19 protein-coding genes and 1 tRNA gene are annotated in these 20,591 nt (G+C 73.4%); 10 read left to right on the top strand and 10 right to left on the bottom strand.

Features of this window, described 5'->3' with window-relative positions; all coding sequences use genetic code 11:
• Positions 1–28 precede the first annotated feature (28 nt).
• On the top strand, positions 29–1,021 hold the full coding sequence (gene corA / locus ACIQCH_RS14535) for a magnesium/cobalt transporter CorA (protein ID WP_402581020.1): 993 nt from the start codon (positions 29–31) through the stop codon (positions 1,019–1,021).
• 12 nt (positions 1,022–1,033) lie between these two features.
• Here the strand turns inward: corA and ACIQCH_RS14530 are convergent, their stop codons facing one another.
• Together ACIQCH_RS14530 and ACIQCH_RS14525 are read right to left on the bottom strand one after the other, a co-directional pair.
• Positions 1,034–1,825, bottom strand: a complete 792-nt coding sequence (locus ACIQCH_RS14530) for a ferritin-like domain-containing protein (RefSeq protein WP_402581019.1) — start codon at positions 1,823–1,825, stop codon at positions 1,034–1,036.
• Positions 1,826–2,103: 278 nt separating this feature from the next.
• Positions 2,104–3,153 carry an LLM class F420-dependent oxidoreductase gene (locus tag ACIQCH_RS14525; protein WP_402581018.1) on the bottom strand — a complete coding sequence of 350 codons (1,050 nt, stop codon included), beginning with the start codon at positions 3,151–3,153 and terminating at the stop codon, positions 2,104–2,106.
• Between the two features lie 92 nt (positions 3,154–3,245).
• On the opposite strand from ACIQCH_RS14525, the gene ACIQCH_RS14520 reads away from it, so the two are divergent.
• The gene (locus ACIQCH_RS14520) at positions 3,246–4,229 is read left to right on the top strand and encodes an aldo/keto reductase (protein WP_402581017.1); all 984 of its coding nucleotides are present in this window, start codon (positions 3,246–3,248) and stop codon (positions 4,227–4,229) included.
• Positions 4,226–6,535 (top strand): ATP-binding domain-containing protein, encoded by a 2,310-nt coding sequence (locus ACIQCH_RS14515; protein WP_402581016.1) that lies wholly within the window; start codon positions 4,226–4,228, stop codon positions 6,533–6,535. The genes ACIQCH_RS14520 and ACIQCH_RS14515 overlap by 4 nt, the downstream gene beginning before the upstream one ends.
• 153 nt (positions 6,536–6,688) lie before the next feature.
• Here ACIQCH_RS14515 and ACIQCH_RS14510 read toward each other — a convergent pair whose 3' ends face one another.
• Positions 6,689–7,321 carry a hypothetical protein gene (locus ACIQCH_RS14510; protein ID WP_402581015.1) on the bottom strand — a complete coding sequence of 211 codons (633 nt, stop codon included), beginning with the start codon at positions 7,319–7,321 and terminating at the stop codon, positions 6,689–6,691.
• Between the two features lie 48 nt (positions 7,322–7,369).
• Here ACIQCH_RS14510 and ACIQCH_RS14505 point away from each other — a divergent pair, with 48 nt between their 5' ends.
• Positions 7,370–7,558, top strand: a complete 189-nt coding sequence (locus tag ACIQCH_RS14505; protein ID WP_402581014.1) for a DUF5703 family protein — start codon at positions 7,370–7,372, stop codon at positions 7,556–7,558.
• 199 nt (positions 7,559–7,757) lie between these two features.
• Here the strand turns inward: ACIQCH_RS14505 and ACIQCH_RS14500 are convergent, their stop codons facing one another.
• The 3 genes from ACIQCH_RS14500 to ACIQCH_RS14490 form a co-directional block, all read right to left on the bottom strand.
• Positions 7,758–8,675: a chaplin family protein gene (locus ACIQCH_RS14500; RefSeq protein WP_402581139.1), complete on the bottom strand. Its 918-nt coding sequence runs from the start codon at positions 8,673–8,675 to the stop codon at positions 7,758–7,760.
• A gap of 173 nt (positions 8,676–8,848) precedes the next feature.
• Positions 8,849–9,082, bottom strand: coding sequence for a chaplin ChpH (chpH, locus tag ACIQCH_RS14495; protein ID WP_402581013.1), 234 nt, complete (start codon positions 9,080–9,082; stop codon positions 8,849–8,851).
• A gap of 130 nt (positions 9,083–9,212) precedes the next feature.
• Positions 9,213–10,538 carry a M20/M25/M40 family metallo-hydrolase gene (locus ACIQCH_RS14490; RefSeq protein WP_402581012.1) on the bottom strand — a complete coding sequence of 442 codons (1,326 nt, stop codon included), beginning with the start codon at positions 10,536–10,538 and terminating at the stop codon, positions 9,213–9,215.
• Between the two features lie 192 nt (positions 10,539–10,730).
• On the opposite strand from ACIQCH_RS14490, the gene ACIQCH_RS14485 reads away from it, so the two are divergent.
• Positions 10,731–10,818, top strand: a tRNA-Leu gene (locus tag ACIQCH_RS14485).
• Positions 10,819–10,983: 165 nt separating this feature from the next.
• Here the strand turns inward: ACIQCH_RS14485 and ACIQCH_RS14480 are convergent.
• The 3 genes from ACIQCH_RS14480 to ACIQCH_RS14470 form a co-directional block, all read right to left on the bottom strand.
• Positions 10,984–12,441 (bottom strand): amino acid permease, encoded by a 1,458-nt coding sequence (locus ACIQCH_RS14480; protein ID WP_402581011.1) that lies wholly within the window; start codon positions 12,439–12,441, stop codon positions 10,984–10,986.
• Positions 12,442–12,783: 342 nt separating this feature from the next.
• A complete protein-coding gene (locus ACIQCH_RS14475) occupies positions 12,784–14,358 on the bottom strand; it encodes an APC family permease (protein ID WP_402581010.1) in 1,575 nt (524 codons plus the stop codon).
• A gap of 170 nt (positions 14,359–14,528) precedes the next feature.
• Positions 14,529–15,473: a hypothetical protein gene (locus ACIQCH_RS14470; protein ID WP_402581009.1), complete on the bottom strand. Its 945-nt coding sequence runs from the start codon at positions 15,471–15,473 to the stop codon at positions 14,529–14,531.
• 183 nt (positions 15,474–15,656) lie between these two features.
• Between ACIQCH_RS14470 and ACIQCH_RS14465 the strand changes: the two genes are divergently transcribed.
• The gene (locus ACIQCH_RS14465; protein ID WP_402581008.1) at positions 15,657–16,085 is read left to right on the top strand and encodes an ASCH domain-containing protein; all 429 of its coding nucleotides are present in this window, start codon (positions 15,657–15,659) and stop codon (positions 16,083–16,085) included.
• Positions 16,086–16,199: 114 nt separating this feature from the next.
• On the opposite strand, the gene ACIQCH_RS14460 is transcribed toward ACIQCH_RS14465, so the two are convergent.
• Positions 16,200–17,855 carry an FAD-binding dehydrogenase gene (locus ACIQCH_RS14460; protein WP_402581007.1) on the bottom strand — a complete coding sequence of 552 codons (1,656 nt, stop codon included), beginning with the start codon at positions 17,853–17,855 and terminating at the stop codon, positions 16,200–16,202.
• Between the two features lie 78 nt (positions 17,856–17,933).
• Between ACIQCH_RS14460 and ACIQCH_RS14455 the strand changes: the two genes are divergently transcribed.
• The 4 genes from ACIQCH_RS14455 (at position 17,934) to ACIQCH_RS14440 (ending at position 20,382) form a co-directional block, all read left to right on the top strand.
• Complete coding sequence (locus ACIQCH_RS14455) at positions 17,934–18,554, top strand: NUDIX domain-containing protein (RefSeq protein ID WP_402581006.1); 621 nt, start codon at positions 17,934–17,936, stop codon at positions 18,552–18,554.
• Positions 18,555–18,563: 9 nt separating this feature from the next.
• Positions 18,564–18,974: a YidH family protein gene (locus ACIQCH_RS14450; protein WP_402581005.1), complete on the top strand. Its 411-nt coding sequence runs from the start codon at positions 18,564–18,566 to the stop codon at positions 18,972–18,974.
• A gap of 9 nt (positions 18,975–18,983) precedes the next feature.
• The gene (locus tag ACIQCH_RS14445) at positions 18,984–19,331 is read left to right on the top strand and encodes a DUF202 domain-containing protein (protein ID WP_402581004.1); all 348 of its coding nucleotides are present in this window, start codon (positions 18,984–18,986) and stop codon (positions 19,329–19,331) included.
• 136 nt (positions 19,332–19,467) lie between these two features.
• Complete coding sequence (locus ACIQCH_RS14440) at positions 19,468–20,382, top strand: MBL fold metallo-hydrolase (RefSeq protein ID WP_402581003.1); 915 nt, start codon at positions 19,468–19,470, stop codon at positions 20,380–20,382.
• Positions 20,383–20,591: the final 209 nt, after the last annotated feature.

Raw genomic sequence — 20,591 nt, 5'->3', positions numbered from 1 at the left:
TGTACGCCCGTGCCGGGGTCGGGGGACAATGCCCGGCGTGATTGTGGACAGCGCGATTTACAAGGGCGGTGCTCGGGTGTCGGGCCCCGAGGACCTCTCCGACGCACTCGACGAGGCTCGGGCGACGGGCGACGCGTTCCTCTGGGTCGGGATGCACGAGCCGACGGAGAAGGAGTTCGAGCACGTCCGCAGCGAGTTCGGGCTGCACCCGCTGGCCGTGGAGGACGCGCTGACCGCCCATCAGCGGCCGAAGCTCGAGGTGTACGACGACTCGCTGTTCGTGGTGCTCAAGCCCGTCGTGTACGACGACGACCTCGACACGGTGACCACCGGCGAGCTGATGGTGTTCATCGGCGACTCGTTCGTGGTGACGGTGCGGCACGGCGAGGGCGGCGCACTGGCCGCCGTGCGGCACCGCCTGGAGCACGAGCCGCAGGTGCTCCGGCACGGCCCGACGGCCGTGCTGTACGCCGTGGCCGACGCGGTGGTGGACCACTACATCGACGTGGCGGCCGAGCTGCAGGCGGACCTGGAGGAGCTGGAGGCGGAGGTCTTCCAGCCCAACGGCGGGGACGCGAAGAACACCGCCTCGCGGATCTACAACTTCAAGCGGCAGGTGCTGGAGTTCCGGCGGGCCACCGCGCCGCTGATGCAGCCGATGAGCCGGCTCTCGGTGCCCGGGGTGCCGTTCGTGCACGAGCACGCCCGGCCGTTCTTCCGGGACGTGGCCGACCACCTGACGAAGGCGAACGAGTACGTCGAGGGCCTGGACCGGCTGCTGTCGGACGCGCTGGCGGCGCACCTCGCGCAGATGGGCGTGCGCCAGAACGACGACATGCGGAAGATCTCGGCCTGGGCGGCGATGGCGGCCGTGCCGACGATGGTCGCGGGCATCTACGGGATGAACTTCGACCACATGCCGGAGCTGCACACCCGGTACGGGTACGAGGTCGTGCTCGTGGTGATGGGACTGATCGTGTGGGGGCTGCACCGGATGTTCAAGCGGCGCGGCTGGCTGTAGGGCCGACGCGGTTCAGACCAGCTCGGGCGCGGCGGCCACGGGCGGCCCGCCGAGGGCGTTGCGCCGCTCCGGTTCGCGCAGGCTGACCGCCTTGTGCCAGCCGGCGAAGCGCTCGTACGCGTACAGGCCCAGGATGCCGGCGGCCAGCGCGGCCGACTTGGCCCGGGGCCACTTCAGGATGCGACCCATGTGGTCCATGACGGCGAGGCTGACGTCGCGGTAGACGGCGATCTCGGCGAGGGCGCTCTCGCGCAGCACCCGCTGGATGGTCCGGCCGTGGCCCTCGCGGGCCAGCCGGAGCAGTTCCTCGTGGCAGTAGGCGAGGTGGTTGTCCTCGTCGTTGCTGATCATCCGGATGGCCTTGCCGACCTCGGGGTGGTCGCCGAAGTCGCGCACCAGCATGACCATCTGGTCGGCGGCCCGCTGCTCGGTGACGCGGCTGTGCGCGAGGTAGACGACGATGTCCTCGTCCGTCAGCCGCTCGTCCGCGCGGAGCTTGGAGTGGGCCAGCCCGATGCCGTGCTTCTCCAGCAGCATCGTGTAGTCCGTCTCGGGCGGGACGGGTACGGGCGGCAGGCCGCGCTTCCTGAGGAGCTGGTGGAAGATCCGGCCGTGCTTGTCCTCGTCCGCGCCGTGCCGCGTGATCTTGGGCGCCAGGTCCGCCATGGCGGGGGGCACGAGGGCCGCGATGCGGGCGTTCTCCCAGCCGCCCTGGGCCTCTCCGCTGGCCGCGATCGAGCAGAACAGCTGGTAGGAGTCGTCGTTGTCGATGATCTCCTGGAACAGGCTTCGGGCCGAGAGCATCACTGCCACCTCTTCTCGCGCACTCCCCCGTCCCACGAGTCAAAGGCCGATGCGGGAGGCGGGCAACAGGGACGTCGCGCGCGCTCGGCCGAACGGACGACGCCCGGCGTCCCGGCGCCGCCCGCCCGCGCCGGAAACCGCGCACGGCCCGGCCGTAACCGGCCGGGCCGTGCGCGCGTTGACAGCGGTGACGGCCGTGGCGGGGAAGACCCCCGAGCCCCCACCACGGCCGCGGGCAGTCGCTCGACGTCCCCGTCTCCGTCCGCGGGACGGGTCGGCTAGGCGAGTCCCGCGCGCTCCATGGCCTCGACGCCGGTGCGCAGCGCGGTGATCCGCTCGTCGAGCGTGAAGCCCGCCGGGGCCAGGGTCAGGGTGGTGACCCCGGCCTCGGCGTAGGCCTTCATCCCCTCGGCGATCCGCTCGACGGGGCCGAGCAGGGTGGTGGAGTCGATCAGCTGGTGCGGGACGGCCGCGGCGGCGCCCTGCTTGTCGCCGGCCAGGTACTTGTCCTGGATCTCGGCGGCCTCCTTCTCGTAGCCCATGCGCTGGGCGAGCTGGTTGTAGAAGTTCTGCTTGCGGCTGCCCATGCCGCCCACGTACAGGGCGGTGTACGGACGGAACATGTCGGCCAGCGCCGTGACGTCCTCGCCGACGGCCAGCGGCACGGTCGGGCACACGTCGAAGCCGTCCATGGTCAGGCCGGCCTTCTCGCGGCCGGTCCGGATGTGCCGCAGCGCGGTGTCCTCCAGGTGCTCGGCCGCCGGGAAGATCAGCAGGGCGCCGTCGGCGATCTCGCCGGTCTGCTCCAGGTTCTTGGGGCCGATCGCGGCGATGTAGAGCGGGATGTGCTCGCGCTCCGGGTGCACGGTGAGCTTGATGGGCTTGCCCGGGCCGCCCGGCAGCGGCAGGGTCCAGTGCTCGCCCTCGTACGACAGGCGCTCGCGGGTCATGGCCTTGCGGACGATCTCGACGTACTCGCGCGTGCGGGCCAGCGGCTTGTCGAACTTGACGCCGTACCAGCCCTCGGAGACCTGCGGGCCGGAGACGCCCAGGCCGAGGCGGAAGCGGCCGCCGGAGAGGGAGTCGAGCGTGGCGGCGGTCATGGCCGTCATGGCGGGCTGACGGGCCGGGATCTGGAAGATCGCCGAGCCGACGTCGATGCGCTCGGTCTGGGCGGCGACCCAGGCGAGCACGGTGGGCGCGTCGGAGCCGTAGGCCTCGGCCGCCCAGCAGACGTCGTAGCCGAGGCGGTCGGCCTCCTGCGCGACGGCGAGGTTGTCGGCGTCCATGCCCGCACCCCAGTAGCCGAGATTGATGCCGAGCCGCATAACCATTCCCCTTACCGATCAGTAACGTCTGGTCCGGGGACTGTAGCGCGCACCGGTCCCCCGCGTCAGTGCCCGCAGTACCCTCAGCCCTCATGGAGCAGAGGCAACTCGGCCGCACGGGCCTGCGGGTGTCCAGGATCGGGCTGGGCACCCTGACCTGGGGGCGGGACACGGACGAGCACGACGCCGCGGACCAGCTGAAGGCCTTCTGGGAGGCGGGCGGGACCCTGATCGACACGGCGGACGTCTACGCGGGCGGCGAGGCGGAGTACCTGCTCGGGCAGCTCGTCGGGACCCTCGTGCCGCGCGGCGAGCTGGTGATCGCCACCAAGGCGGGCAGCGTGCCGGACCCGGAGCGCCGCTTCGACGGCTCCCGCGGGCACCTGCTGGCCGCCCTGGACGCCTCGCTGGCGCGGCTGGGCACCGACCACGTCGACCTGTGGCAGCTGCACGCCTACGACCCGGACACGCCGCTGGAGGAGACCCTGCAGGCACTGGACCTGGCGGTGAGCAGCGGACGGGCCCGCTACGTCGGCGTGTCGAACCTGTGCGGCTGGCAGCTGGCGAAGGCGGCCACCTGGCAGCTCGCGGCGCCGGGAGCGCGGACGCGGCTGTCGAGCACGCAGATGGAGTACTCGCTGCTCCAGCGGGGCGTCGAACGGGAGGTGCTGCCGGCCGCCCGGGACCTGGGGGTGGGCCTGCTGCCCTCCTCGCCGCTCGGCCGCGGGGTCCTGACCGGCAAGTACCGGGCGGGTGCGCCGGAGGGGTCGCGCGGGGCCTCGGAGCACATGGCGCCCTTCGTGGCCCCGTACCTGGACGACGCGGCGAGCCGGATCGTGGACGCGGTGGCCACGGCGGCGAACGGGCTGGCCGTGACCCCGCTCCAGGTGGCCCTGGCGTGGGTGCGGGACCGGCCTGGGGTGACGGCCCCGATCGTCGGCGCGCGCACGGCACGGCAGCTGTCCGAGGCGCTGTCAGTGGAGGCCCTTAGTCTTCCGGTGGAGATCTGCCAGGCCCTGGACGACGTCTCGGCGCCTGTGCACCGCTATCCCGACCAGGACTGGAGCACGCTGTGAGTACGGACCCGGCCACGCCGACGGCGCCCGACGCGCCCGAGCCGACGGGTGACCCCGCGGAGGCGGCCGTTCCCGCCGAGGAGACGGGCGTTTCCGTCGAGGAGACGGGCGTTTCCGTCGAGGAGACGGCTGTCCCCGCCGAGGAGACCGGCTCCCCGGAGGCGCCGCCCGCGGCGGGGGCGGGTGCGGGTGCTGAGGTGGAGGCGGATGCGGGCGCTGAGGCCGACGCGGGTTCGGGCTCGGGTTCGGACGCGGGTGACGCGGCGCCGGTCGGCGAAGCCGCGGCGCAGCAGCGCAGCGAGGCCGAGGCGGAGCTCGCGGCGCAGAAGGTGGAGCGGGAGCGGATCGAGCGCCGCAAGGCGGAGCGGACCGCGCCCGTCGACGCCGGCACCAAGCTGACCGGCACGGCGGCGGACCTGATGGCGGCCGTGCGCGCGGTCGAGAGCGGGGCGAAGTCCGCCTCCGCGTTCGGGCCGCCGCCCGCACCGCGCCGCCCCGCGACCCCGGCCCCCGCGCCGCGCCGGCCCGAGACCCCGGCGCCGACCGCCGGACCGGCACCCGTCGCGGCCGAGGCCGTGGCCGCCGTACGGGAGGTGCTCGCCCGCGGCGGCGCCCCCGAGGCGCTGGCCGGCCCCGCCGCCGAGGAGCTCGGCGAGGGCGCGGCCGACGCCCTCCGGCAGGACCCGTGGCAGCTGCTCGCGGTGCCCGGGGTGCGCCCCTCGCAGGCGGACGGCTTCGCGCGGGCCCTGCTCGGCCCCGAGTGCGGTCCGGGTGACGAGCGTCGCGCCCTGGCCCTGGTCGGCTGGCTGCTCGCCCAGGCCGGGCTCAAGGGGCACACCACCCTGGAGCAGCCGGTCCTGGCCAAGGCCCTCGCGCAGTACTCCGTCCCCGACCCGGACGCCGCCGTGGAGGCGGCCGTCGCCGAGGGCGCCGTCCTGGTCTTCCAGGAGCCGCTCGGCGAGCCGGCGGCGGAGGACGAGGAGGCGCCCGTACGGATCCTGCTCGGGCTGGAGGGGCCCGCCCTGGCCGAGGAGAGCCTCGCCGACGGCCTGGCGCGCCTGGTCAGCACGTTCGGCAAGGGCGCCGGGGACACCACCGTCCCCGAGGACTGGCAGGCGGCCGCGCAGGCCGCCCCCGGCCCCTCCGCGGCCGAGCTGGTCCGCGCGGCCGCCGCCCACGGCCTGGTGGCCCACACCGGCGGCGAGGCGGCCCGGGCGGAGCCCGCGGCGCTGGTCACGGCCGCCCGCGCGCTGGGTCTGCGCGCGTACGCCGCCGCCCACACGCCCGCGGGCCGTGACCGGCTCGCCGCCGATCTGGGGCCGGACGCCGCGGCGGCCGCGGTCACCGTGGCCGGGCTGCTGGCCGGCGCGGAGGGCCCCGCGCGGGACGCGGACGGCCTCTGGGAGCTGGACCTCCTGGCCGTGCTCGACACTCCCCAGCTGGACGTGGACACGGCAGCCGCGCTCGTGGAATCCGTGCCGGACGGGGCGCGCCTGGTGCTGGGCGGCGACCCGGGGGTGCTCGGCGCGGCCGGGCCCGGCCGGGTGTTCGGCGACCTGCTCGCCGCGCGGGTCTGCCCGCAGGTGGCCTCGCGCACCCCGGACCCGGGTCCGCTGGGCGAGCTGGTGTCCGGCATCGGCATCGGTGAGCTCACCCAGGTGGACGCGCCCGGCAAGGAGGTCGTGATCGTCCCGGTGCGGGACGCCGGCGAGGCCGTGCACCGTACGGTGCAGCTCGTCGCGGACTCGGTGCCGCGGGCCTTCGGGATGACCGCGGACCAGGTCCAGGTGATCACGCCGGGCCACGGCGGTGCGGCGGGCACGCGGGCGCTCAACTCGGCGCTGAAGGAGCGGCTGAACCCCGGCCCCGGCCGGTTCGGCGGCTTCGACCCCGGCGACCGCGTGGTCCACGTACCCGCGGCGGGGCGGGCGGTGCCGGGGCGGGTGGTCTCGGCCGACGCGGCCGGACTGCACCTGGACTGCGCGGGCACGCCGGTCGTCGTACCGAAGGAGCGGGTCGAGTCGGCGGTGCGGCACGGCTGGGCGGTCACCGGCCACCAGGCCGTGGGCGACCGCTGGCCGGCCGTGGTCGTCGTGCTGCCCGGGGACGCGGCGGACGCGCTCTCGCGGGACTGGGTCTACACCGCCTTCGGGCGGGCCGAGCGGCACCTGTCGGTGGTGCACGGGGTCGACCAGGCACTGCCGAGGGCGGTCGCCGAGGTGCTGCCCAAGCCGCGCACCACGCGGCTGGCGGCACTGCTGACGGGTCTGGTCGCGGCGGCGTCAGCGGCCGATCCGGGGCAGTAGGGCCTACGGCGGCGCCCGGGCGCCCCCTCGGTGGGGGTGCCCGGGCGTCGTGGTTCGGGGCGGGGCCGTGCGGTGCTTGGTGGGCGGTCCGGTTCGGGACCGTTCGCTTCGTCGGGGCGCCCCGTGGTGTGGTGGAGCGGACGGGCTACGAGGCTACGAGTCGAGGGGTTCCAGTTCCTCGTCCTCGTCGAAGCCGTCGTCGAAGACGGAGCTGACGTCGAAGCGGTGCAGCACGCTCGCCGGGTCCGCGTGGTCGAACGGGGTGCCGAGCCACTCCCCCGGCTCCGGCAGTTCCTCGCTGGTGGCGATCCACAGCGTGGAGTCGCCCTCCTCCAGGCCGAACTCCTTGTACCGGGTGGCGATCTCGTCCGGCTCGTACTCGCCGAAGAGCACGCCGAGGGCGTTCGCGGTGCCCCCGGGGGCGCCCGGATCGTCGTGGTCGTGGACGGTGACGCGGTCGGCCTGGGCGATCAGCCGCTGGGGCTCGGCGACCACGTAGTCGCGCCGGATCAGCACGCTGAAGACGCTGGGCTCGGCGGGGCCGGCGTACGGGACGGGATCCTCGGAAGCGGGGATCTCGAAGGGGGTGACCTCGTCGTACCGGTCGTAGAGGAGCTCGTCGTACTCCTCGGCCGCCGCGGCCAGTTCGTTGAAGGCGGCGTAGACGGCCGGGTCGTCGTCCCCTGTGCGGCCTTCGACGGCCGCCAGGTGACGGTCCAGCGCGGCTTTGACCGCCTCGGCGGCGGCGCGTACCTCGGCAGCGGTGGGCTGAGCGGCATCAGACATAGTGCAGACGCTATCCGTACCGGGCCGGTGCCCGCACAATAGATACCGATGCCGGAATACGAATTTGTCGACGTGTACGTGCCCCGCGGTGTGAGCCGTAAGGAGGCGACCCGTCTGCTGACCGAACATGCCGAGTACGGGAACTGGGAGTTGGACCGGCTGTCGCTGCGACGCGACGGCAGTCGGCGCGTGCGGCTGCGCCGCCGGATCATCCGCCAGATCAGACCCACCTGGTGATCAAGTACCGCCCCGCGATCATGTGTTGACCGGCCGGCAGGGGCCCGCCCTCGAAGGCCGGCGCCTGCCGGGAGAAGCCCGGCGCGCGTCCGACCCGGGGGCCGGGAAGGGGCCCGCCGGGTCGGACGGTCGCGACCGCCGTCAGGGGTCAGGAGTCCCGACGGCTGCCGGTGCGGGGTCGGGGGCTCGGCGCTCGGTGTCAGGAGCCGGCTGCGGCGCCGCGGGCGCGGCGGTAGAGCACGGTTCCGCCCAGCAGCATCCCGCCCGCCAGCGGGAGGGCCAGACCGAGGCTGCCGGCGCCGGTGTGTGCGAGCTCGGGGCCGCGCTCACCGTGGACGGCGGTGCCGATCCCCGGGGTGATGCCGGTTCCGGGGCGGCCCGGGGTGCTCGGGGACCCGGGAGCACCGGGGACCGCGGGCACTGCGGGCATGCTCGGGACGGTGCCGATGGGGTGCTCGGGCTTGGGTCCGGGACCGCCGGGGTGGCCCGGAGTGCCGGGGTGGCCCGGGTGGCCGGGCGTACCGGGATGGCCGGGCGTACCCGGGTTTCCGGGGTGGCCCGGAGTGCCGGGGTGACCGGGGGTGCCCGGGTTTCCGGGGTGGCCCGGGTGGCCGGGATGTTCGGGAATGCCCGGGTTGTCGCGCCCCGGAACATTGGCGCAATCATTGCCCAGCGCGGGGTTCAGCAGGCCGACGACGTCGACCGTGTTCCCGCAGGCGTTGACCGGGATGCCGACGGGCGCCTGGACGAGGTTGCCGGAGCCGACGCCCGGCGATCCGTGGGCGCCCCCGTGGGCCTGGGCCCCGGAGCCGCCGTGGCCGCGTCCGTACCCGTCGTCGTGGCCGCCGTACCCGCCGGGGCCGTCGTGGCCGCCGCCGGTGTTGGCGCAGTGGTTCCCCATGGCCGGGTTGAGCAGCCCGATCACGGAGACGGTGTTGCCGCAGGCGTTCACGGGCACGTGGACCGGCGCCTGGATGGTGTTCCCGGACAGTACGCCCGGGGAGTTCGAGGTGCCGCCGTGGGCCCCCGAATCCGCCTGTGCGTAGCCCCCACCCAGGGCGAGTACACCACCCGCGGCCGCCACGGTGAAGAGAGTCTTCCTGGTGACCTGTCGCAATGTGTTCTCGTTCCCCTGCTGCGTGCGAATGTCACGGCGCACGTGCTCCCCTGCCCGCGCGCCGGATGGTGCGGCCCGGTGTCCCGGAGCGCGGCTCGCGCGCTCCGGGAACCTGGGACGCAGACCCTTGGAAGGGTGGTCAGACCCCTGCTGTGAGAGGTGTGACGCCTGGGTCAGTCGTTGACGCAGGTGTTGCCGAAGGCCGGGTTCAGCAGGCCGATCACGTTGACGGTGTTGCCGCAGACGTTGACCGGGACGTGGACCGGGACCTGGACCACGTTGCCGGACAGCACACCGGGCGAACCGACGGCGGCGCCCTCGGCACCGGAGTCGGCGGCGGCCAGGCCCGCACCCGCGAGAACCAGGCCAGTGGTGGCAGCCGCGGCGGCGACAACCTTCTTGATCATCATTCCTCCTAGTAGGCAATGCGGTCCCAGCCGCGGACCGCATCACCTGTAACGAGGGGGAACAACCAGGGCTACGAGCTTATGGTCGCATTCACTCTTCCGCGTGGAATGCGAACACCTTGACGATCGATCAGCAGTTGTCGATGAACCGGTCGAGCACGCGCACGCCGAACTTCAGACCGTCGACCGGGACGCGCTCGTCCACACCGTGGAACATCCCGGCGAAGTCCAGCTCGGGCGGCAGCTGGAGCGGGGCGAAGCCGAAGCAGCGGATCCCGAGGTCGTCGAACGACTTGGCGTCCGTACCGCCCGAGAGCATGTACGGCACCGCCCGCGCGATGGGGTCCTCCGCGCTGAGGGCGGTCTGCATGGCGTCGACCAGGCGGCCGTCGAAGTCGGTCTCCAGCGCCTTGTCGCCGTGGACGTCCTCGCGCCGGACGCGCGGCCCGAGGATCCGGTCGAGGTCGGCCAGGAACTCCTCCTCGTAGCCGGGCAGGAAGCGCCCGTCGACGTGCGCGGTGGCCTGGCCGGGGATGACGTTGACCTTGTAGCCGGCGCCGAGCATGGTCGGGGCGGCGGAGTTGCGCAGGGTGGCGCCGACCATCTTGGCGATGCCGCCGAGCTTGGCGAGGGTGCCGTCCATGTCCTCGGGGTCGAGGGGGGTGCCCAGGGCGTCCGAGAGCTCGTCGAGGAAGGACCGCACGGTCTTGGTGACGCGGACCGGCCACTGGTGGCGGCCGAGCCGGCCCACGGCCTCGCAGAGCTCGGTGATGGCGTTGTCGTTGTTGGTCATGGAGCCGTGGCCCGCGGTGCCGTCGACCGTGAGCCGCATCCAGTGCATGCCCTTCTGGGCCGTCTCGACGAGGTACAGCCGCAGGTTCTCGTTGACGGTGAAGGAGAAGCCGCCGACCTCGCCGATGGCCTCGGTGACGCCCTCGAAGAGGTCGGGGTGCTTGTCGACCAGGTGGCGGGCGCCGTACGTGCCGCCGGCCTCCTCGTCGGCGAGGAAGGCGAGCACGATGTCGCGCGGGGGCTTGCGGCCGCTGCGCAGCCGGTCGCGGACCACGGCGAGGGTCATGGCGTCCATGTCCTTCATGTCGACGGCGCCGCGGCCCCAGACGCAGCCGTCGGCGACCTCGCCGGAGAAGGGGTGGTGCGTCCAGTCGTCGGCGTTGGCCGGGACGACGTCGGTGTGGCCGTGGATGAGCAGGGCCGGCTTGGACGGGTCCTCGCCCTCGATGCGGGCGACCGTGGAGGCCCGGCCCTTGTGGGACTCGATGATCTGCGGCTCCAGGCCGACCTCGGCGAGCTTCTCCGCCACGTACTCGGCGGCCTTGCGCTCACCGGGCCCGGAGTGGTCGCCGTAGTTGCTGGTGTCGATCCGGATCAGCTCGCGGCAGAGGTCGACGACCTCGTCCTCGCCGGAGACGGTCCTGCCGTTGCCAGACTGGCTCACGCTGCTTCCCCTCACTGGTCGGTGCCGTAACCCTGCCCATCCTCTCCCCCCGGGCCCCGCTCCCCCAAGGCCGCACCGCCCGGTCTGCGCCGCTGCCGGGGCGCGGGGAGGGGGTGCGATCGGAGCACTCCGAATCCCTGGTAATGTTCTCTTCGTCGGAGCGGCCCGGAAGGGACGCGAGACAGACACCTAGTCCGGGTGGCGGAATGGCAGACGCGCTAGCTTGAGGTGCTAGTGCCCTTTATCGGGCGTGGGGGTTCAAGTCCCCCCTCGGACACCAGCGGAAGACCCCAGTCGATCTGGGGTCTTTCTCGTTTTCCGGGCCCGTCCCCCATCGGGGGCCGGGAGCACGGGTACGCGGAGGGCCCCGTGCCCGGGACCGGAGTCCCGGGCACGGGGCCCTTTCGGTGTCCGGACCGGCGGTCGGCCGGGGCGGACGGTTGCGTCAGGTGGTCGGGGCGGCCTCGGCGGCGAGGGCGGCGACCCTGCGGCGGACCGCGAACCAGCCGGCGACGAGGGCCGCGGCGATGCCGGGCAGGAACATGACCGTGGTGCGGCCGACGCCGCCGTCGCACCACATGAGGACCAGGACGGTCACGAGGAAGACCAGGGTCACGATCTGGGTGTACGGGGCCCAGGGCAGCTTGTAGCCGGGCCGGGTGACCAGGCCGGCCTCGGAGCGGCGCCAGAACAGCAGCGAGCAGATCATGACCATCGCCCAGGTGCCGAGGATGCCGACGGAGGCGAGGTTGAGCACGATCTCGAACGCGTCGGAGGGCATCCAGTAGTTCAGGCCGACGCCGGCCACGCCGAACGCCGCGGTGAAGAGGACGCCGCCGTAGGGGACCTTGCCCTTGTTCATGACGGCCGTGAACTTGGGCGCGGAGCCCGCCACGGCCATCGAGCGGAGGATGCGGCCGGTGGAGTACAGGCCGGAGTTGAGCGAGGAGAGCGCGGCGGTCAGGACGACCAGGTTCATGATGCCGGCGGTGCCGGGGATGCCGAGCTTGTCGAAGACCGTGACGAAGGGGCTCTGGTCGGCGGAGTACGCGGTGTACGGCAGCAGCAGCGCGAGGAGGACGACCGAGCCGACGTAGAAGACGCCGACGCGCCACATGATCGAGTTGATCGCCTTGGGCATGATCTTCTCGGGGTTCTCGGTCTCGCCGGCGGCGACGCCGCACAGTTCGACGGAGGCGTACGCGAAGACGACGCCCTGGACCACCAGCAGCATCGGCAGGACGCCGGACGGGAAGAGGCCGCCGTGGTCGGTGACGGAGGCCAGGCCGGGGGTGTGGCCGCCGATGTCGTGGCTGGTGGCGACGAGGTAGATGCCGACCAGCATGAACGCGACGAGCGCGGCGACCTTGATGATGGAGAACCAGAACTCCATCTCGCCGAAGTAGCGGACGGAGATGAGGTTCGCCGCCAGGACGACGGAGAGCGCGACGAGGGCGAGGATCCACTGCGGGACGTCGCTGAACATGGCCCAGAAGTGGGCGTACGTCGCGGCCGCGGTGATGTCGGCCACCGTGGTGGTGGACCAGTTGAGGAAGTACAGCCAGCCGGCGGTGTAGGCGCCCTTCTCGCCCATGAACTCGCGCGCGTACGAGACGAACGCGCCGGAGGAGGGGCGGTAGAGGACGAGCTCGCCGAGGGCTCGTACGACGAAGAAGGCGAAGACGCCGCAGACCGCGTACGCGATGGCGAGGGAGGGACCGGCTCCGGCGAGGCGGCCGCCCGCGCCGAGGAACAGGCCGGTGCCTATGGCGCCGCCGATCGCGATCATGTTGATGTGCCGGGACTTGAGGTCCTTGCTGTAACCCTCGTCGCCTGCGTCGACGTGCCGGGACGGAGCCGACGCGCCGGCCGACTGGGCCGCGGTCAGGGTGCGGTCACTCATGTATGACTTCGCCTTCGTGGATGGGACAGGCATGTCCGGGCGCACGAAGGCGGACTGGATGGGCCCCTCGGTGCCGGAGCGCGCCGCGGAACGCGGGCCCTCCGCACGGCCGGGGTTCGCCCCGGCCGTGACCCGGCGCCCGGGCGCGGGCTGCGAGCACGGGCACGAGCGCGGTCCTGGGCGGGGTATATCGGCGACAAGGAGACCATGGTGTGGTGGATCAGCCAAAACCGGGCGGACCGCTCGTGCGGTCCGCCCGGTGGTGGCGACTGCATTGCCGGAAGGTGAAGTCTGGATGTACGGGGGGTGGAGCGGGAGTTGACCGGAGCCGGGTGTGACGTGTCACACGGCCGTGTGGTCCCGGTCGGCGTGCTCCGCCCGGTCGGCCTCGTCCGCCGCCTGGTCGAGGCGGAAGGCCTCGTTGCCGAGGCCGATCCGGGCGTGGGCCTCGGGGCGACGGGACTTCATGAGGGCGCCGTGCACCAGGCCGACGACCACGGCGGCGCCGATGATGCCCGGCAGCACCCAGGCGAGGGCCGAGCCCTCGGCGGCGCCGACCAGGACGCCGAAGTCCTTGACGGTGTAGCCGGCGATGCCGAGCAGCAGGAGGCCGGAGACGCCGGCGGCGAGCAGCCGCCAGATCTGGGCGCCGGCCGCGCCGCGCCGTACGAAGAAGGCGATGACCGCGGCGGAGGCGGCCGCCATGAGCAGGGTGACGCCGAGGGCGCCGACGCTGCCCATCCAGGTGAACAGGTGCATGACGGGGGCGGTGGGGTCGCCAGCGGGCTCGTCGTCCGTGACGGCGAAGGCGGCGACGACCAGGACCGAGACCACGGTCTGGAGGAGGGAGCCGGTGGCGGGGGCGCCGCTGGTGGGGTTGGTGCGGCCGAAGGCGGCGGGCAGCAGGCCCTCGCGGCCCATGGCGAAGGCGTACCGGGCGACGACGTTGTGGAAGCTGAGCATGGCCGCGAACATGCCGGTGACGAAGAGGACGTGCAGGACGTCGGTGAAGGTGGCGCCGAGGCGGGCCTGGGTGAGCTCGAAGAGGAGTCCGGGGCCGGCCTTGGCGGAGGCGTCCACGACGGAGGCGGGGCCGGTCGCCACGGTCAGGGCCCAGGCGCTGACGCAGAAGAAGAGGGCGACGAAGCCGACGGCGAGGAACATGACGCGGGAGACGACGATGTGCGGCTTGCTGGTCTCCTCCGCGTACACCGGGGACTGCTCGAAGCCGACGAAGGCGGCGATGCAGAAGCACAGGGCGGTGCCCAGGCCGGGGCCGGTGAGGGCGGCGGGGTCGAAGGCGGCGAGGGAGACGCCCTCCTTGCCCGGGTCGGAGAAGGCCGCCACGTCGAAGACGACGACGAGGGCGCACTCGATGAGCAGGAGGACGCCGAGGACCCGCGCGTTCAGGTCGATCTTGAGCCAGCCGAGGAGGCCGGTGAGGGCCACGGCGAGCAGGGCGGGGATCCACCAGGCGAGTTCGGTGTCGAGGTACGTGGCGAACAGGCCGGAGACCTCGAAGCCGAGGATGCCGTACACGCCGACCTGCATGGCGCTGTAGGCGACCAGGGCGACGAGGGAGGCCCCGGCGCCCGCGGTGGGGCCGAGGCCGCGGGCGATGTAGGCGTAGAAGGCGCCGGCGTTGTGGACGTGCCGGCTCATCTCGGCGTAGCCGATGCTGAACAGCGCGAGGACCGCGCCGAGGATGACGAAGAGGAGCGGCTGCCCGACGATGCCCATGACGCCGAAGGTCTGGGGCATGACGCCGGCGACCACCATCAGGGGCGCGCTGGCGGCGAGTACGGAGAGCAGCAGCCCCGCCGTGCCGAGGCGGTCCGCGCGGAGGGCGCGGTCCTGGCCTTTGTACGTGCGTATGTCCGAGGTGCCGGAGAGCGTGCCGGATCTGCCCGTCGCCATGGCGGGTCGTCCTTTCCAGGGGGTAGGGGGCCGGGGTGGGGAGGTCCCGGCGGGTGGAGCTGAGCGGGGTGGAGCGGTCCGGGGGTGGATGCTCCGGGGTGGAACCGTTCGGGGCGGAACTGTTCTGGTGCAGCGGTTCGTCGAGCGGGTGGTGCGGGGTCGGCGGCCGGTCAGGCTGAGCCGAGTGCGGCACTGCGGGCTGCCATGAACGCCTTGTGCGGGTCGAGGTCGAGATAGGACCAGGGGGCGCGGGTGGCGTGGCGCCCGATCCGGTGGAAGAGTGCGGCGGCCTCGGCGGGGCGGCCCTCGCAGAGCTTGGCGTGGGCCAGGAAGTTGAGGTCGATGCGGTTGCGGGGGTGGTCCTCGCGCTCCCACTCCAGCCACCAGTCGAAGGCGGAGCGCAGCACCTGGCGGGCGCGCCGGCCGGTCCAGTGCTCGGCGGCGCCGGGGGCGGCCCCGGTGGCGGCGAGGACGCGGTAGCGCTCGGCGTGGGCGATCACCGGCAGGACGGCGAGCGGGGAGTCGGCCGGGGACTCCTCGGCCGCCCAGGCGGCGAAGTCGTAGACCTCGTGGAGGGGGTCGGTGCCCGTCTCGGGGGCCCGTTCGGCGAGTTTGGCGACCATCAGGTGGTGGGCGTGGTGGTGGTCCCGGTGCCGGGCGCGCACCTGGTCGAAGGTACGGGCGAACTCCTCGTCGGGGCCGAGGGCGCGGTGGAGCAGGAGCAGGCCCAGCCAGGGGGTCGGGTCGGTGGGCACCCGGGCGGCGGCGGCGCGGCAGGCCTGTTCGGCCGTGTCGGCGGAACCCTTGCCGCGGAGGGCGGCGAACACCTGGGCGCAGGCGAGGAGGGTGGCGGCCTCGGCGCTCTCGGGTTCGGCCAGGAGCCACTCGCGGGACCACGCCACGGCGGTGGGGGTCTCGGCGAGCACGACGACGCGGTGGCCGCGGCGGTCCCAGTCGTCACCGGTGGAGGTGAGCAGGGCGCGGGCCTTCGCCCACCGGCCCTGACCGAACTGGCCTCGTACGTCGATGAGTTCGTCGTCGCACAAAGCGGAGTCGAAGAACTGGGTGTCCTTCTTCCGGGAGCGGCCGAGGGGCGGCGGCGGAGGCGGCGACATCCGCGGACTTCCCTCCATGAACACGGTGTACGAGCGAATGATCACGCACAGCAAACCGGTAGGGATTGCTCCGAGTCAAGGTCCGGTCCACTAGCTGGCGCGTTTCAAGTGGTCCGAAATGGAGGCTAGTTGGCGCAAAGAAACCGGTTCGGCGGCCAAGATCGGCCTGTCTAGGCTGAGGTCATGACGAACCATGAGGACCTTCCGCCCTTCCTGCTGGCCTTCCCCGGGCCGCTGCGCGACCAGTTGGTGGCCGCGGTGCTGAGTGGCGCGAAGACGAGCACCACCGGTCTGGTGGCGGAGTACGAGGCGGTCGGCGAGGCGCTGCCGCTGGTCGGGGAACGGCAGGTGGTGCTCGACTCGGACGAGCTGCCGGTGGCCGTGATCGAGGTGACGGACGTCCGGGTGCTGCGCGCGGGTGACGTGGACGACGCCCACGCGCGGGACGAGGGCGAGGGGTACACCACGGTGGCCGAGTGGCGCCGGGTGCACGAGGGGTTCTGGCACAGCCCGGAAGTGCGGGCCGAGATCGGGGACCCGGACTTCACCGTCGACGACGACACGCTGGTGGTGGCCGAGCGGTTCCGCGTGGTGGAAGTGCTGTCGCGCTGACGGGCGGGGCCGCCCGGGGTGCCCGGTCCCGGGTGCCCGCCCGGAGGTGCGGGAGCCTCGCGCCACGGCGCCCCCCTACGCGGAACCTCGCGCGCACTCCCTCGCGCGGTCGGGTCACCCCACCGCGCGGCCCGCGGCGCGGCCGGCCGTGCGGCCGGAGAAGAGGCAGCCGCCGAGGAAGGTGCCCTCCAGCGCGCGGTAGCCGTGCACGCCCCCGCCGCCGAAGCCGGCCGCCTCGCCGGCCGCGTACACGCCGGTCAATGGCTCGCCGCCCTCGGTGAGCACGCGCGAGGACAGGTCGGTCTCCAGGCCGCCCAGCGACTTGCGGGTCAGGATGTTCAGCCGTACGGCGATCAGCGGGCCGGCGGCGGGGTCGAGGATGCGGTGCGGGGCGGCGGTGCGGATGAGCCGGTCGCCGAGGTACTTGCGGGCCCCGTGGATCGCGGTGACCTGGAGGTCCTTCGTGAAGGGGTTGGCGATCTCCCGGTCCCGGGCGGTGATCTCGCGGCGCAGCTCGGCCTCGTCGATGAGGGGCTCCTGGGTGAGCGCGTTCATGCCCCGGACCAGGGCGGCCAGGTCGCGCTCCACGACGAAGTCGACGCCGTGGTCCATGAAGGCCTTCACGGGCCCCGGCACCGCCTGCCGGGCCCGCTCGATCACGGCGCGGACGGACTTGCCGGTCAGGTCGGGGTTCTGTTCGGAGCCCGAGAGGGCGAACTCCTTGCCGATGATGCGCTGGTCGAGCACGAACCAGGTGTGGTCGTGGCCGGTCTTCATGATGTGCTCGAGCGTGCCGAGGGTGTCGAAGCCCGGGAACAGCGGCACGGGCAGCCGGCGGCCGCGGGCGTCCAGCCACAGGGAGGACGGGCCGGGCAGGATGCGGATGCCGTGCCCCGGCCAGATCGGGTTCCAGTTCTCGATGCCCTCGGTGTAGTGCCACATGCGGTCCTTGTTGATGTGGCGGGCCCCGGCGGCCTCGGTGATGCCCAGCATCAGGCCGTCGACGTGCGCGGGGACACCGGAGAGCATCCGCTCGGGCGGCGTGCCGAGGCGGGCCGGCCACTGGGCGCGGACCAGGTCGTGGTTGCCGCCGATGCCGCCGGAGGTGACGACCACCGCCTGGGCGCGCAGCTCGAAGTGTCCGGCGACCTCGCGGCCGCTGGCCTCGCCGCGCGCCACGGCGGACGGTTCGAGGACCTCGCCGGTGACGGTGTCCACCGCGCCGGCGCTGCGGCCGAGCCCGGTGACGCGGTGCCGGAAGCGCAGGTCGACCAGGCCGCGGGCGGCCGCGGCGCGCACCCGCCGCTCGAAGGGTTCGACGAGGCCGGGCCCGGTGCCCCAGGTGATGTGGAAGCGGGGTACGGAGTTGCCGTGGCCGGTGGCGTCGTAGCCGCCGCGCTCGGCCCAGCCGACGACGGGGAAGAAGCGCACGCCCTGGGCGTGCAGCCACGACCGCTTCTCGCCGGCGGCGAAGTCGACGTACGCCTCGGCCCAGCGGCGCGGCCAGTGGTCCTCCTCACGGTCGAAGCCGGCGGTGCCGAACCAGTCCTGGAGGGCGAGGGCGTGACTGTCCTTGATGCGCATGCGCCGCTGTTCGGGCGAGTCGACGAAGAAGAGGCCGCCGAAGGACCAGTGCGCCTGCCCGCCGAGCGACTGCTCGGGCTCCTGGTCGAGCAGGATGACCTTGCGTCCCGCGTCCGCCAGCTCGGCCGTGGCGGCCAGGCCGGCGAGGCCGGCTCCGATAACGATCACATCCGCGTCGTACGCCATGGCACAGATCTTCAGTACGCGGCGGTAACCCGTCAACACCGGTGCTCGGTCGTCCACGCCGGTGCTTGGATGGACCGCATGAGCGCAGCCGAGGAGATCCTGGACGTCGTCGACACCGAGGACCGGGTGGTCGGGCAGGCCCCGCGGGGCGAGGTGTACGCCCGGGGGCTGCGGCACCGGTGCGTGTTCGTGCAGGTCAGAGATGGGGCGGGGCGGATCTTCGTGCACCGCCGGACGTCGGGGAAGCTGGTCTTCCCCTCCCTGTACGACATGTTCGTCGGCGGGGTCGTGGGCGCCGGCGAGGAGTACGCGGCGGCCGCCCTGCGGGAGGCCGAGGAGGAGCTGGGCGTGGCGGGGCTCGCGCAGCCGGTGCCGCTGTTCAAGTTCCTGTACGAGGACGCCGGGGACGGGTCGGGTGCCGGGTCCGCCGGGTCGTGGTGGTCGTACGTGTACGAGGCGCGGTGGGACGGGCCGGTGGAGCCCCAGGCCTCCGAGGTGGCCTGGCACGCCTTCCTCGACGGGGCCGAGGTCGCGGCGCGGCTCGGCACGTGGGAGTGGGTGCCGGACGGGCTGGAGGCGTACCGCCGGCTGGCCGCGTTCCGGGGGGAGGGGCAGCCGCCCGGGGCGGAGCGGCTGCCCGGGGACGGCCCGCTGCCCGGGGAGGAGCGGCTCCGCGGGCGGGGCGGGGGCGCGCAGTAGATTGCGCGGGTGATCGACTTCCTGAGGAACCTGGCGGGGGACGTACGTCTCTGGTTCGCGCCGCGGCGGCTGCGGGAGGAGGGCGGCACCCCGGACTACCGGTTCTCGCTGGCCAACGAGCGGACCTTCCTGGCGTGGCTGCGGACCGCACTGGCCCTGGTGGGCGGCGGGTTCGCGGTGTACCAGTTCCTGCCGGACCTGCGCTGGGGGGTGCGGGTGGGGATGGCGGTGGCGCTGCTGGTGGTCGGGGCCGCGTGCGCGATGCGGGCGGTCAACCACTGGATCCGGTGCGAACGCGCGATGAGGCGCGGCGAGGACCTGCCGGTCTCGCACTTCCCCGTGGTGCTGAGCCTCGGGGTCGGTCTGGTGGCGCTGGCCATGGTGGTGGCCGTGCTGCTCGGCTGGACGCAGGGGCGGTGAGGGGCGGTGGTGAACGGCGCCGGGACCCGGGACGGGGTCGACGCGCGCGATCCGGGGCTCCAGCCGGAACGCACCCGCCTGGCGTGGCGGCGCACCACCCTGACGTGCACGGCGGTGGCGGTGCTGGCCGTCAAGCAGGCCCTGCACGCCGCCGGTTCGCCGGTGGCGATCGTGGGCACGGCGTCCATCGCCCTGTTGTGGGTCGGTTTCCTGGTCGTGGCGCACCGGCGGATCCGGGCACTGGCCGCGCCGCGCCCGGCGCTGCTCCCGGCGCGCTCGGCGCTGGCGGCGGCGCTGGGGTGCGCGGCGCTGGCCGGGTTCACGCTCGTGGTGATTCTGGCCAGCGGTGAGCGGTGAGTGGTTGGGGGGTGGGGGCGGCTTGAGAGGGCACTTGGGCGGGTGCTCGGGCGGGCTTGAGCAGGGGGGCTTGGTGAGCGGCTCGGGTGGGACTGGCAGGATGCTGCCGCCCGCCACCACGACCCGGGGAGCCGTGATGTCCGTATCCGTAGACGAGCCGTACACCGTCGAGCTGAGGCCGGGGGTGTACGCGTACGTGCAGCCCGACGGCGGCTGGTGCCTGAGCAACGCCGGCATCGTGACCGGCGGCGGACGCACGCTGCTGGTCGACACCGCGGCCACCGAGCGGCGGGCCCGATGGCTGCGCGAAACGGTCGCGGCCGTCGGCGCGCCCGCACCGGCCACCATCGTCAACACCCATCACCACGGGGACCACACCTACGGCAACTGCCTGTTCCCCGAGGCGACGGTGGTGGCGCACGACAACAGCCGCGCCGAGCAGCTCGACGCGGGCCACCAACTGCACCTGATCTGGCCGCAGACGGACTTCGGCGACATACGGATCACCGCGCCGACCCTCACGTACAGCGACAGCCTCACGGTGCACGTGGGCGACACCGAGGTGAAGGTCTTCCACCCGGGTGTCGCGCACACCACCGGCGACTCGGTGGTGTGGCTGCCGCGCGAGCGCGTGGTGTTCACCGGCGACCTGGTCTTCTCGGGGGGCACCCCGTTCGTGCCGTTCGGGTCGGTCAGCGGGTCGCTGCGGGCGCTGGAGCTGCTGCGCGAGCTGGGCGCGGAGACGGTCGTACCGGGGCACGGGCCGATCACGGACGCGTCGGCGTACGACGACATGGAGCGCTACCTGCGGTACGTCGGCCGGCTCGCGGAGGACGGGCGGGCGAAGGGGCTGACTCCGCTGGAGGCGGCCCGGCAGGCCGACCTGGGCGAGTTCGCGCAGTGGCGGGAGAGCGAGCGGCTGGTGGCGAACCTGCACCGGGCGTACGCCGACCTGGAGGGGCTGCCGGGCGGGTCGCCGCTGAACCTGCTGACGCTCGTCGGTGACATGACGGCGATGAACGGCGGGGTGATGGTGGCCTGTCACGCGTAGGACGGCCCGTGCGGGGCGGGTGCGGGTGCCGGGCGGAGCCCGGGGCTTCGGCGTGGGGGCCGGTGTGGGGGTGGGCTCGCTTCGGGGGTGGGTCCCGTGGTGTGTGGGTCCCCACGCTTGACGGGGCATGGCCTGCGGGCCCTGCCCAGGCCCACCCCTGGGGCTTCGGGCCTTCGGCCTGGCCTTCGGCCACCCCAGGCCCGGGCCCG

It is taken from the genome of Streptomyces sp. NPDC093225 (assembly GCF_044753805.1).
Taxonomy (GTDB): domain Bacteria; phylum Actinomycetota; class Actinomycetes; order Streptomycetales; family Streptomycetaceae; genus Streptomyces.
The sequence above is the reverse complement of the archived record's forward strand: the minus strand, read 5'-3'. Positions and strand labels throughout refer to the sequence as shown.